10 protein-coding genes and 2 pseudogenes are annotated in these 12,170 nt (G+C 52.0%); 7 read left to right on the forward strand and 5 right to left on the reverse strand.

From position 1 onward, the window contains the following. Positions 1–465 precede the first annotated feature (465 nt). From ACODNH_RS21340 to ACODNH_RS21350, 3 genes are all read left to right on the forward strand, one after another. Positions 466–960: a DUF3592 domain-containing protein gene (locus ACODNH_RS21340; protein WP_434531542.1), complete on the forward strand. Its 495-nt coding sequence runs from the start codon at positions 466–468 to the stop codon at positions 958–960. 382 nt (positions 961–1,342) lie between these two features. Further along, positions 1,343–1,933, forward strand: coding sequence for a hypothetical protein (locus ACODNH_RS21345; protein ID WP_434531543.1), 591 nt, complete (start codon positions 1,343–1,345; stop codon positions 1,931–1,933). 52 nt (positions 1,934–1,985) lie between these two features. Next, positions 1,986–2,822 carry a DUF4870 domain-containing protein gene (locus tag ACODNH_RS21350; RefSeq protein WP_434531544.1) on the forward strand — a complete coding sequence of 279 codons (837 nt, stop codon included), beginning with the start codon at positions 1,986–1,988 and terminating at the stop codon, positions 2,820–2,822. Between the two features lie 1,378 nt (positions 2,823–4,200). Here the strand turns inward: ACODNH_RS21350 and ACODNH_RS21355 are convergent. Continuing rightward, the gene (locus ACODNH_RS21355) at positions 4,201–5,148 is read right to left on the reverse strand and encodes a DUF6498-containing protein (protein WP_434531545.1); all 948 of its coding nucleotides are present in this window, start codon (positions 5,146–5,148) and stop codon (positions 4,201–4,203) included. A gap of 279 nt (positions 5,149–5,427) precedes the next feature. Next, entirely contained in the window at positions 5,428–5,784 is a 357-nt protein-coding gene (locus ACODNH_RS21360) for a hypothetical protein (protein WP_434531546.1), read from the reverse strand. Positions 5,785–5,993: 209 nt separating this feature from the next. On the opposite strand from ACODNH_RS21360, the pseudogene ACODNH_RS21365 reads away from it, so the two are divergent. After that, positions 5,994–6,301, forward strand: a pseudogene (locus tag ACODNH_RS21365) (hypothetical protein). 344 nt (positions 6,302–6,645) lie between these two features. Next, entirely contained in the window at positions 6,646–7,152 is a 507-nt protein-coding gene (locus tag ACODNH_RS21370) for a hypothetical protein (RefSeq protein ID WP_434531547.1), read from the forward strand. 1,244 nt (positions 7,153–8,396) lie between these two features. Here ACODNH_RS21370 and ACODNH_RS21375 read toward each other — a convergent pair. Continuing rightward, positions 8,397–8,540 carry a hypothetical protein gene (locus ACODNH_RS21375; protein WP_434531548.1) on the reverse strand — a complete coding sequence of 48 codons (144 nt, stop codon included), beginning with the start codon at positions 8,538–8,540 and terminating at the stop codon, positions 8,397–8,399. Between the two features lie 120 nt (positions 8,541–8,660). Between ACODNH_RS21375 and ACODNH_RS21380 the strand changes: the two genes are divergently transcribed. Further along, entirely contained in the window at positions 8,661–9,308 is a 648-nt protein-coding gene (locus ACODNH_RS21380; protein WP_434531549.1) for an archaellin/type IV pilin N-terminal domain-containing protein, read from the forward strand. Here the strand turns inward: ACODNH_RS21380 and ACODNH_RS21385 are convergent. Together ACODNH_RS21385 and ACODNH_RS21390 are read right to left on the reverse strand one after the other, a co-directional pair. Further along, positions 9,294–9,561: pseudogene (locus ACODNH_RS21385) on the reverse strand (hypothetical protein). The gene ACODNH_RS21380 and the pseudogene ACODNH_RS21385 overlap by 15 nt on opposite strands. Before the next feature lie 63 nt (positions 9,562–9,624). Further along, positions 9,625–10,101, reverse strand: a complete 477-nt coding sequence (locus tag ACODNH_RS21390) for an SHOCT domain-containing protein (RefSeq protein ID WP_434531550.1) — start codon at positions 10,099–10,101, stop codon at positions 9,625–9,627. Between the two features lie 443 nt (positions 10,102–10,544). On the opposite strand from ACODNH_RS21390, the gene ACODNH_RS21395 reads away from it, so the two are divergent. Further along, positions 10,545–12,002, forward strand: coding sequence for an alkaline phosphatase (locus ACODNH_RS21395; protein ID WP_434531551.1), 1,458 nt, complete (start codon positions 10,545–10,547; stop codon positions 12,000–12,002). Positions 12,003–12,170: the final 168 nt, after the last annotated feature.

Below are 12,170 nucleotides of genomic sequence, written 5' to 3' on the forward strand. Positions count from 1 at the left end.
GACAGTAGTCGCTTATCGAGGCTACTTTTCGAGAGGGACGAGGAGGCAAGAGCTATGTCCAACAGCGACTCCTCATCAAGAATCATGCGTCGGCTCACTACACTGTTTCCCTCCGAAACAGTAACCCGGACGCCGATATTGGCAGACCCAACAGGGTAGCGAATCCGACACCACCCAAGATGACGATGGCAAAGCCAAAGTCACCAGGTAGGGGGCGTGAGACGTATTCTATGACACGCTGATATGTATGTTTTAGTGGCCAGCGACTATGATGGTCTCTTGTGTATTCCGCCCTCCAAGAGTACCACCGAGCACTCCTACGACACGACGCCGGGCCTGTGGCCCCAAGCTGCTTGCCCCGACATTTCCGTCCGAATAAGCGAGCCAGTCCTCAATTACTTCGAGGCCTCAGAGACAGCTGTTGGCTGTTACCAGAAATTCAGCAGCACGAGGGGGTCTGGTAGTATGGCCAAAGATTCAGGCTTCAGTGTTACTGGCCCTGATACCTTGGGGAGAGCAGTATTATACATGCTTATCGGTGTCGCTATCGCTAGCTATGGAGGATACGATTACGTCCAGCAGACCGAAGCAGTTCGAAATTCGGTTGCGGTGGACGCGACTGTCACAGAACTCAGTATCGAGACAGATAGTGGCACATCGTCAAACCCAGGTGTGGAGTACGAACCGATAGTCGAATTTGAATACGCGTACAATGGGACAAGATACACCGGGACACAACTCTATCCAGCGAATATTGAGCGTAATTATGAGACACGATCAGCAGCCGAATCGGAAATCGAAGATTACGAGCAGGGGACACAAACAACTGCATACGTGTCGCCAGATGAACCAGGAGATGCGTTTCTGAAGAACGAAACATCAAACGCCCCGATCATCGCTATCGGAATTGGGGGGCTTTTCGCTCTCTTTACAGCTTTTTCCGCTGTAAAGAAGATCTGAGCCATCCGGTAGAACCACTACCCGTGTCAGTACGTACGTTTGCGTGTCACCTACCGAAGTAATAGCACGCGTTGCTGCTGCTGACAACGACCAAGCTGGTTGAGAGCTTTAGTATCAAATAGTTCCCGAACAGGTCAATGGTGCGCTTGTTAGTCTGTATAGGCGACCGTCGGTCAGTGTCAACGCTAAAAAATAGCTAGTGCATGGCTCCGAACTCCTCTCAGTTTGTGTTTTCAAAAGCTGTATCAAAAACGGTCGCAGTACGGTGGGTTCTCAGTTCTTAAAGATGGACTAACTCCGTTTCACGGCCACCAAATCGCAGTTCATGGGGTTGAAATCCTCGTCCGATTTTAATTATCCCCGCCAATTATCCACCGATACCGTGTCCGCGATTCCAACCTGGATTGACGAACGGATTGATCGGAACCTCGACAACACGCTCACGCAAGAACACGTTGTCGAGACGATGCTTGAGTCCGATCGACCGTTCTTTTCGATCCGTCAACTGCATGCGCGCATTAAGCCTGACGTCAGTCGGGCCACGGTTCGGAACCGGCTTCAGGAGCTACAGGAGATCGATGTCGTCGCAACTGAAACGTATCCTGACTCGATCAGCCTGTACTACATCAATCATCCGGAGTCGGACTGGCCGATATCACCCGAGGGCAAACGCGCGCTGAACGCAAACTCCCCGCTGGATCGGCTCTCCACTCGCGGATTCCTTACCCTCTCGGACACGGCCGGAATCCGCACCCTTGTGCTCGCTGGATTCCAGTTGAGCCTCGTCCTGCTTGCACTTGGTGGCGTCCTCACAGTCATTGGTGCTGACGTAAGCGGTGCCCAGAGCGACATTGTACTCTGGGATACCGCGTTCAACCTGGTATTCGTGAGTATACTGTTGCTCGTCACCGAACGGACCGCTCGGTGGGTTCGTGACAAATATGGCCCACTGAACCTCCTGCCGTCGACGTAAGCAAAGCGAATCAGAAATCAACAATACGACTTCGAAACCTTCCACGCAACCCATGTCCTCCACACCACCTACGCCCGGACCCAAACTGCTTGATGAACGCTCTCTCAGTGGAATCTTCGTCCATTTCCTCGCGATTCCAACCGGTATCGTCGGAGCTGGACTCCTGTACCTCCTCGCCACTGACGAGTTCACAAAGCGAAACGCCCGCAATGCGCTTGATTGGCACCTTACTGTGTTGCTGCTAACAGCCATCTCGTTTGGCTCTCTGTTCACGTATGCCGAACTTACTGGACAGGGCATTACCGATGTTTCCGTTCTTCCGTCGTCCGTGTCGACCGTCGCCGGCATCGGTATTTCGGCACTGCTCACGCTTTGGTTCGCTGTCACGGTTTGGACGTTCGCTGTCGGATTCATCGCGATGGTGAAAGCCATTTTTGGGACGGCATGGCGGTACCCATTTTCGTTAGCCCTTGTCGAGCGATTTGAATCCCATGTTACTCTCCCCGGTGGATGGCCGCTCATTATATTCGGGTACGTTGTCCTGTCTCCCCTCGTCATCTGGGCCGTTTTCTTTGCTTCAACAACTGATATCGTGTCGATTCTTTCTGCTTTCGGACTGGTCGCCCTAATACTGGTTTTGACCCCCCTGACAGTGGTTGGAATGTATCTTCATAGCAAGAGAGATTGGTTGCAGGGCGACGCCCAACAGCCATCCGTTCTTGTGCACGTCGGTGTCCCTATTCTTGTCGCTGCTATCGGCTATGCGGTTTCGTTGGGGTTCACGCAGTCGATATACCCCCAAGGCGACGCGATGTATGTCTTCCTTGCTACATTCTGGATATCGACAATCGTGTACTTGATTCGGTGGAGGATGAGATCCTCGAAATAGTCTACTCTGGTCATCCGTCTTTAGCTAACACCGATAGTAACCTTCAGTCAAATAATTATAACTGTGAGTGTTAGGGGTGACAATTCCGTCAGTCGAGGCGCTGTTCCTTGTCAAATCCCGCGATGACCAACGCTAAAATCGGTGGATTTGGGCGTGCTGGTGTGGTATGAAGCCAAAATTCGACCGAAATCACGGTCTAATAGTATTACTGTGAGTATTAGCTAAAGACGAATGGTTTGTGGTCCTAAACCACTGTATCGGCCGTACTGGTACTGACAGCGTTGGGTGGATGTTATGAGTGTTGTTGGCTACACAGTACAGGTCTCCCCGTAGAGGATCAGGTGCAGCGGGTTACTCTGAAAGATCAGCGTAGAGCCGAGTCAACCCACACTCCGGGCAGAGAAATGTATGGAGTGGCGTTTGCTGACCGACACCGAGGTGGTCAAGTATCCCACCGTCTCTCTCAGTTTCAACATAGAGATTGCCTACACCTTCTGCGGTTATGTTTGTCTGCTCCATTTGTACGTCACAGTCTGGGCACTGACGGTCACTCATTGGCCTTACGTCCGTGTTACTGTCACTGCAGAAAAAGTCAGTTCACTGTTTCAACCTCAGACGACCGGCACCGATGGGCTTCTTTACTGGATCCGCCCCTTGACTGTGTTCTGTCGTAATTTTCATTTTACGTTTGCTACGCCGAATTAAACCGCAATACACACTCTCTTGAGAGAAATCGAACTGCCGATATTTTATGATTCTAACGGCCGGTTCCGGTGGCGTGATCCACAATTGCTTGAGGACCACATAGGCGTGCATCATACGTCCGGTGAAGCTGTCTGGTACCCGAACCGCGGACTCCAATTGAATTCTCTTCGACTACTCCATATCAATTCATCCGACATTGGAAACAGTTGACCGATGGCTCGTCGAGGAGTTCCACTTAGATCCGAGACAACGCGACGTACAACAAGATACCCGCGTGAATTACTGCGAAGGGTCCGATAACAACCAGTGAAGCGTAGGCTGTCCCAGAGTCGACTCCCGGGGCCAGAAACAGTCCAGCTGGAACTGCGAGAAAAAGAGCAACAAGCCGCCGGCAGCCGCGATGATCGTCGGATCTCGGTCTGGGCGATCCGTTTGGTACACTGGTAGATTCAACGTCTCGATAGCTCCGTCGAGATCAGATAGCGGGCCAAACTGCACGGTACCTTGGTTGACCGAATCAACCCCGGCGATCCGTAGCCGTCCCGTGCCGCGAAGCCGGTCGACGATAGCATTAATCACGGAGAAATCGGTTCCCGGACCGACCGTAGCGATCCACTGCGGGGACTCCAACAATCGGTCGTAGGCGACCAGAAACTCACCTCGGCGCTGATACTCAATTGTTCCGTACCGTAGAAAAACTCAGTATATGAGCTCCGACGATACAGAGAACTACGACCGAAACCAGTCCGATCCAGACTGGGTTCCCGATCTGTAACGCGATGACAAACGCCGCGACAGTGAGAACTGTGAACCGCGAGATCAGTGCGAACCCGACGGCGCTGAGACTTCCCAAGAGAACCGATTTCTTATCGACAATAACACTAGCCTCTACCGGTTCTTCCGGTACCGTGAGTTCTGGTGGCGGTTCGCTTTTGGGCAACTCATCTGCCAGGTCCAGATCGACGCTGAGAGATGACTCTCCGATATGATCCACGTAGAACCGGTAGAGTGAGCTGAGAGTTTTCCCGACGACGAGTCCGGTTAGCAACGTCATTCGACCGGCTCGGGACCCACCTAACGTGAGAAACCCGACAAAGAGGAGCACTAAAGTCAACTGTGCTGGAGTCCGGATCAGCTCTTGTGCGGACACATCGCGGTACTCGTCGGTGCCAATGTACTCGACCACAAACTCCTCCACCTGTGAGAGAATCAACGCCACGATACTCACTGTGAGGCCCACTGAGAGCTGAATTGTAGGTCCGACCGCCAAAAGATAGACGAGGCTGATTGGCCCGATGAACCCGAACCAAACCCCTAGCACCATTAGCGCGAAGGGGATGTTTCGCGGGTATATTGGCGGCCAGTCCGAATAAATCTGGAAACCACCGCGTTTCTCCCGAAGTTCATGTAACGGCTCGTGCTGCCCGGGACGCCCCGGAGATCCTTGCTTAGCGAACAACGCCTTCGTAGCTGCAATAAGGACTGAACAGGCGGCCTCAGTTGTGTAGACGATGAGTAATAGCCAGAGGTCCCAGCCCCAGACAGTGACTCCGACCAGCGGAATACAGTTCGCAACGATTAGGCCCAGACCGCGGACGGAGGTCGGGAATCGTTGGGTCATGAGTGAGGACAATCAATTCATTATACTTGAATAAGAAACATACTTCGAATTCGATAGCACGGCTGAACCGAATCCCGGTCATTCTGAAGATGAAAAAAGCGGACACTGGACCGGTCAGTGGTGATTCAATCAGAGTTGGTCACTGACCTTCCACGTTTGTGGGCAATCACCGCTACAGGACCACCGAAATGAATTAGTGGAGATATCCCACAGCAACCACACTCTGAGGATACCGAGTTTCAGCCCCACACGGGTCGTCTGAAGTCTGGACTTCCACTGTTACTCTTGGCCCTGAGCGGTTGACATCAAGAGAAGGTATGCAATGACACCAGTGGTCCACACAAGGACTCCGGCTACCTCGGCTGTTTGTAATTCAACGTATTCGATGAGTGCTAATGGGCTTATAGTCAGCCCGAACATCCCAATTGCATGGCCAAGTCTGTGTGGTTGTTTCCGAAACGTGATATGTTCTCCAAGCAGCGGGATATCGAACGAGACATAGAAGTACACACTACCGGCGTACACTGCTGCAATGCCGAGCGCGAAGAACCAATCCGGAAGCAAGAATCGGTAGACGAGGCTGCCGACAGCAAGGCCACACACTAGAGCGAATAGGAGGGACTTGTTTGGAGACATGGGTTACGCTTTGATCAACGTATGCGTAGCCTTGGTGTACAGCTACTTTAGAGCGCATCATTCTGCACAATAGCCATGCCCGGCCAGACACGTCGTCTCAGCAAAGATAGGTACGAGGACGTGACGCAGAGTTCCTTCGAAACTCGTTCAATACCAAGATATAGAAAGACAAAAGCAATTCACGAGTGGAATCTGAAACTCGGGCTGTGATGGTTCCCGAGATTTTCAGCCTCGCCCTCGGAAGTGGTTACTTGCTTCTCCTTGGATTCGCCGTAGTACAATATCGTCGCGGCAAAATTCCACCCCCCGGCTCGCGATGTTGCTTGGGGTGTGTGCGACGTGGCTTTCGTATAGTCTGCTTCAGGTAACACAGGATGGACCAGTTCCAACTGGAACGCCCCTTAATCACGTACTTGATGGAGTTGCTATCGTGTTGCTTGTTGCAGGCAGTGGTGGTCTCTACTGGTGGTGGCGTCACCGTGATGACAAGGATACCGATCCACCAGTGACCGACTAAGATTCGCTCCGTCCATCTACGAAGCACTCTCGCTGAACCCCACTGGTACTAACCCCTCGTTTGCGAGATACGCACGCTTATCGGGCAGTCCTTTCAGGAAAGTACCCGGGAATAACTGATTGCCAGAAAACGGAGTGGCAGCTGGCTAACCAACAGCTGTGTGCCTTGCTCACTTCTTGTTGGTTAGCGTTCTACTTACCTACACCGTCGCTGCTACGTGCTCGTATCCCGCCTGCGACGGCGTCGGGTGCAACGCCAACCCAGCCTAACTCCCGGAGCATCCCGTACTACCGAATCTATTTGAGGTGGCTATTTATTTAATCCAAGAGCAGTTTGGATAGCCTATGCCCTCCCTGAATAGACGTGCGTTTCTGGCCACGCTCGGAGCGAGCACTGTTGGCAACTTTGCCGGTTGCTCCACAATCGGGCCCGATGATCCCCCGGCTGGAAGCCTCCAGTTTATTAACCAAGATTCTCTTCCTCATGCAATACAACTGGCTGTGACGGACGTTGGGAGTGAACTCAACAATGAAACCGGAACAGTTGCGGGCGACGTACCGGTTCCAGCACCACAACGCAATCTGACCGCCACAGAGCAGTTGTCGTCAGAGGAGTCAACAACATATACTGATGTGTTCACTGAACCTGTGTGGTACGCGGTCGAATGTACCGTCGACGGGCAACAGACTACTCAGGAAGAGTTTCAAACTGAAGCTATGTTTCACCCCGCTCCACCTGGACGAGAATATGTGAACTATCTCCAAGCCGTTCTCAGAGATTCGGGCCAGATCGAGCTCGCAGTCGTTACCACAGACAACAGTGGCAGGTACACACCAGATATTTCAAACTGATTGGTGACGGTGCGCTCCTGTACCGATCAATAGCTACTTCCCTGTTATGCGACTCTGCTGTATAGCCCGCTCCTACCAATACTACCCTATCAGTAACGGCGTGACCGATTCAAAGAGTCCGCAGCAGGAGACTATTCGAGTGAAATAGATTGCAGGAAAGCGGGTGGGAAGTAACACTGCGAATTGACCCTTCAATACCCAATACGCTCGCCAGGGATGTCGGTACAGAGAGCAACAACACGGACGGTTATCCTCCGATAATGAGTCTAAAACCGATGGACGGAGCAGCGATTAAAATTCCTGAGACAAGAATTGCCACGAAGCGGAGTACCCCCGCCGTCAACGCTGAGGAATAATGGGTGTCGTAAGTGAATAGGTAGCAGAGATTTAGTCAGTACAGCGGACTCACGTCTAAGCTAACTATGGTTTCGCGCCGAACCAGTAGCCGTGTCTTCACAATCAGTGCTTCGTGAGCGTCTGTACGCCCTGTGTCAGAAGGCCCAATGCTGCACAGAGTATGATAATTGCTGCTGCTAGCATGGCAATGCCGAAGAAGACGCCACCAATGGGCGGAAGCAATCGATCAAGAGCCGATGTTTCAGGAATCTGGCTGGCTCCACTCCACAAAATCACCACCACCGAAGCCAGAACACCAGCAACAGCGCCGGTGTATAGAAGGCGCCTAGGCCACGTTCCGGACTGCCCCCACCGTGTATGTGCGGCTAACAATCCGCCGCTTCCAGCACTCAGAAGCCCGACAACTAGTAGCACCATAAAAAAGAGACCAGCTAAGCTCGTCCCATCGGGATCGGGTTGTGTATACGTTACAATTGCAATGATAGTCGCCAGTACTGAACAAAGCGATGTTGCAATCGTCACGGCAGCTAATTGGCGCGGAGTTACCAACCGTTTCACAAGAATAGCTGGCTTCTCGGAAAATGATAAAATTTCTGAACGAGAGAAAGATCAGTAAGTGTCTCACTCGAGATGTTCATCATCGACTTGGGCACCCATACAGATCACCATTCCTTTGTTCTGACCGACGACCTCCCGTGCTACTATGCATGGTTACCGAGCAGTTGGTTCAGATGACCAACCGAATAATAAATGCCGGTCAGAAAATGGAGCGGGTGCTGGTTAACCAACAACTGGGACAATGCTCATTCTTTCTTGGCTGGTGTTCTGCTGATTTATGCTGTTGCGTGGCGTGCTGATACCCCGCCTGAAACGGTGTCGGCTGGCCGCTAAATAAGATGCTCGACGGACTCGCCGTCCCGTGTTAACTCCGATTGCTCAGGCGAAGCGTCCGTCTCGCGCTCGGAGAATGCCTCCGGTGACACAGCCTGCTGCATCGCCTTGAGCTTTGACCGGAGTTGGCCGCTCGTCAAGCGCACCAGTTCGTTATCTGGTCAAGAATGCGCTTCGAGCCCGTCGAAGGGCGTCGAAAGTATCACGTGTGAAAATGCTGCAGGAATCATTATATATCGGTTCTATTTGTTTGATATTATATGGAAGGCGCTTACGACACTGGCCCGGACGGTTCTCGTGGACAGGTTGGTATCGGCACGCTCATTGTTTTCATTGCGATGGTACTCGTTGCAGCAATCGCGGCCGGCGTTCTGATCAATACGGCCGGATTTCTTCAATCAAGCGCCGAACAGACGGGGCAACAGAGCTCTGACCAAGTCACCAATCGGCTACAGGAAGCCTCTACAACCGGACAAATAGGTACTGTGAGCGGCGAAGACCGTGTTGGCGTCGTGAACATCAGCGTGAGTCGAGCGCCGGGCGCCGGTAACATCGATCTGTCTGAGACGACTATCCAATGGGTCGATTCGTCAGGCTCGTACAGTCTGGTCCATCAGAGCCAATCGGGTGGTGCCGCCGACGGAACGTTCGGAACGACGATAATCCAAGACGACGACGGCTCGCGGCCAGTCTTGAACGACCGCGCCGACCGACTCAAAATAACACTTGACGTCGGAGCTGCCCCGTTCGATGTTAGCGTCGGTGGAACTAACATAGACAGCTTCGGTAACTCGCTCGCAGAGGGTGACTCGGCGATGATACGAATTACCACACCGACTGGTGGAACCACCGAGATGCAATTAACTGTCCCAGAGACCCTCAGTGGGTCAAGTTCAGTCTCGCTGTGAACTAACCCAGTTTGGCGACAATTGTAGACTGATATCCCAGCCGCGCTCGCTACGAGTGTATTCGCACTACTCAGCAGCGGCTCGAAGGGCGTCTCCGTCAATTCCACTTTTTAGCGTCGCTATCGGTCGCCACAACGGCCACGGCGAACTCGTAGCTGTCCCAGTAGTGGGCCCTGCCTTCGCCGTCGACGCCGAGAAAGAGCGGTCAGCCCTGGGTGAGTAGTTCGTGGCCGGAACAGTCAGTACAGTCCATACGGTTGCCAAGGCCTGACTCCTATCCCGAGCCAACTGCCGGTTTAGTTACGCAGGAACTGACTCATCGACTTTGATCCGTGTTCAATTCCGCTGTGGATGGAGCATCAGCGCTAGCTGGACGGTTTACTACATCCTCAAATGCTGGGGACTCTGCCTGTTCACGCTGATCAGTGTCCTCGGATTGGAGCAGCGTATTCAACCGGCGTTTGAATTCTTCGTCAGTAATTGCTCCCGCTGCGTACTGCTTGCGGAGTATATCAACCGCTGAATCGGCATCTTCGTCTTCTGCGCCTTGGTCAGTCGTGATTGAGTGTTCGATCATCGCGTAGACCAGACATAGCGAACTCAGAATGCATCCGACTCCAAGGAAGAACAAGACAAGCACACCCGCTGACACATAACTAGGATGGAGAAGATGCTTTCCGGCTGCAGTGAGCCAGCTACCCAGAAATATCACGCCGAGCACGAAGCTAGATACAGCCAGAGTAGCTTGGGGGCGCAGCTTTTTAGGGATGAGCTGAGCTATTCGATTACGCATGATTGTCTCCTGTTCGGATATCTTTGGAGGACATTCATATTTAGAGACACGTTGTTGATATAAAATATTTATTACAGCAGCTGAACGGCTGGATTAGTATCTGTGATAATCCTATGGGAGATACGCAGCACGGCTGACGAAATAGTATAAAAGTAGTGATAGTTACTGGGCGACGTAACAGTCAGTTCGCAGACGTACCGAACAGATGCCTATCTGTTTGGCCTTCTGTTTCGCTCTTATCCAACAATTGATCGAAACAACATATGTCGTGTTGAGAAAATAGGGAACAATGTACGGTCCGGGGTGATCACTTGCCAGACTGAGTGTTTCTAGACATTTCTAATTGTGAGTGAATGAATTCCTATTCTGTATTTAGTGGTACATAGTGTTACGAACAAAAAATATCAATTATTAAAACAGTAAACTCCTGTGAACTTACCGTAATGACGGGAAATTCTGATTCGCAGCAAGGCGCTGGATCTGCCAAATCAATCCGTGAGCGAATTAATACATCCCGGCGAACACTTCTTAAGTCAGTCGGGGCGGCCGTTGGGGCTGCTACAATAGGTGGTACAACAGTTACTGCAGCTACACAGCAGTCGGATCAAAATAATATTATTATGTACGTTGGTGATGGCCAAGGTACGTCTCATATCAGTATCGGCCGATATCTCAAAGCCTATCAGGAAGACCCCGATGCATTCCCACAGAATACCCGCAGTGCAGAGTATAATTTTGACCGTCATGACAACGTCGGTCTCACCACAGTACATCCACATGACCCCGACGAGGTAATCACTGACTCAGCGGCGGCAGCTACAACGTTTAGCGCCGGTGTAAAAAGCTACAATGGCGGCGTTGGCGGTGTTGAGGATAACGGCGAGTTCCGGGAAGTCACGACAATTCTTGAAGCGGTCCGAGAACAGGGGTATGCAACTGGACTGGTCACCACTGCGCGGATGACGCATGCCACACCCGCAGCTTTCGCATCACACGTCCCTGACCGCGATCAAGAGGACGAAATCGCAAGACAATACGTTGACGACCAGAACGTGGACGTGCTATTTGGTGGTGGCAGACGACATTTCCTCCCGGGAAGCCGTGACGACGGGCGTGACATTACACAGGAGTTCCAGGATCAAGGATACAACTACGTGACCACTGAAAGTGAGCTTGACTCCGTAAATGAGGAGCCAACGCTTGGCCTCTTCGCCCCAGATAGTCATATGAGCTATGCGCTTGACCGGATGGGAGATGAGTCTGAGGAACCAGGTCTACCGAAGATGACTGAAAAGGCAATAGATATTCTCGAGGCCGAAAGCGGCGATAATGGGTTCTTCCTCATGGTTGAGGCTGCACGAATTGACCACGCTTCACATGCCAATGATTTCGCGGTTGCCCACGAGCAGACGGAGGCAGATGACGCTGTTGGAGTCATACTTGATAGGGCTGCAGAAACGGCCAATGATACCCTCGTTATCTCAACAGCGGATCATGAGTGTGGCGGCCTCTCACTCGGTACTGAAGGCCCCTATGACGTGAACTATGATGTCTTGGATAACGTTACAGCCAGCGGCGAGGCAATGAACGAGGCAATCAGTGGAGTTGAGGAGGAATTCGGTGATGAGGGTGCAGATGAAATTGCTGATTTGATCGAAGAGTTTGGTGGGTTTGAGCCGACTGAGACGGAGGTCGACGCCGCACTCGGTTATGGGGTCGGGATGAAAGACGTAATCAACGAACGCGCTCGGATCGGTTGGACTACGGTTGGACATACCGGTGAAGAAGTCCCCACGTTCGCCAGCGGGCCGAATGCCGAACAGGTGAATAGTATGCACGATCATATCGATTTGGCGAACATCATGTTCGAAACAGCTGGCATCGATAACCCTAATAGGTAGATCTGATTCCTGTCAGAAAGAATTTGTAGAAATTCCGTATAGCGGTATGCATTTACGTCAATGTTTGCTGAACTACCGTATAGAAAAGACTAGCCAGTGTGCTTGCGAACTGGCCAGTGTTCTACCCTCTTCGTAAAAGGCTATCTTGACCCTCCGGAGAAATCATGT

It is taken from the genome of Haloarcula sp. NS06 (genome assembly GCF_051122755.1).
Lineage (GTDB): Archaea > Halobacteriota > Halobacteria > Halobacteriales > Haloarculaceae > Haloarcula.

Bases quoted from the DNA above. Each gene is read 5' to 3' on its own strand.
- ACODNH_RS21395 (WP_434531551.1), top strand. From the start codon at position 10,545: ATGACGGGAAATTCTGATTCGCAGCAAGGCGCTGGATCTGCCAAATCA.
- ACODNH_RS21350 (WP_434531544.1), top strand. From the start codon at position 1,986: ATGTCCTCCACACCACCTACGCCCGGACCCAAACTGCTTGATGAACGC.
- ACODNH_RS21340 (WP_434531542.1), top strand. From the start codon at position 466: ATGGCCAAAGATTCAGGCTTCAGTGTTACTGGCCCTGATACCTTGGGG.
- ACODNH_RS21390 (WP_434531550.1), bottom strand. From the start codon at position 10,101: ATGCGTAATCGAATAGCTCAGCTCATCCCTAAAAAGCTGCGCCCCCAA.
- ACODNH_RS21355 (WP_434531545.1), bottom strand. From the start codon at position 5,148: ATGACCCAACGATTCCCGACCTCCGTCCGCGGTCTGGGCCTAATCGTT.
- ACODNH_RS21360 (WP_434531546.1), bottom strand. From the start codon at position 5,784: ATGTCTCCAAACAAGTCCCTCCTATTCGCTCTAGTGTGTGGCCTTGCT.
- ACODNH_RS21380 (WP_434531549.1), top strand. From the start codon at position 8,661: ATGGAAGGCGCTTACGACACTGGCCCGGACGGTTCTCGTGGACAGGTT.
- ACODNH_RS21370 (WP_434531547.1), top strand. From the start codon at position 6,646: ATGCCCTCCCTGAATAGACGTGCGTTTCTGGCCACGCTCGGAGCGAGC.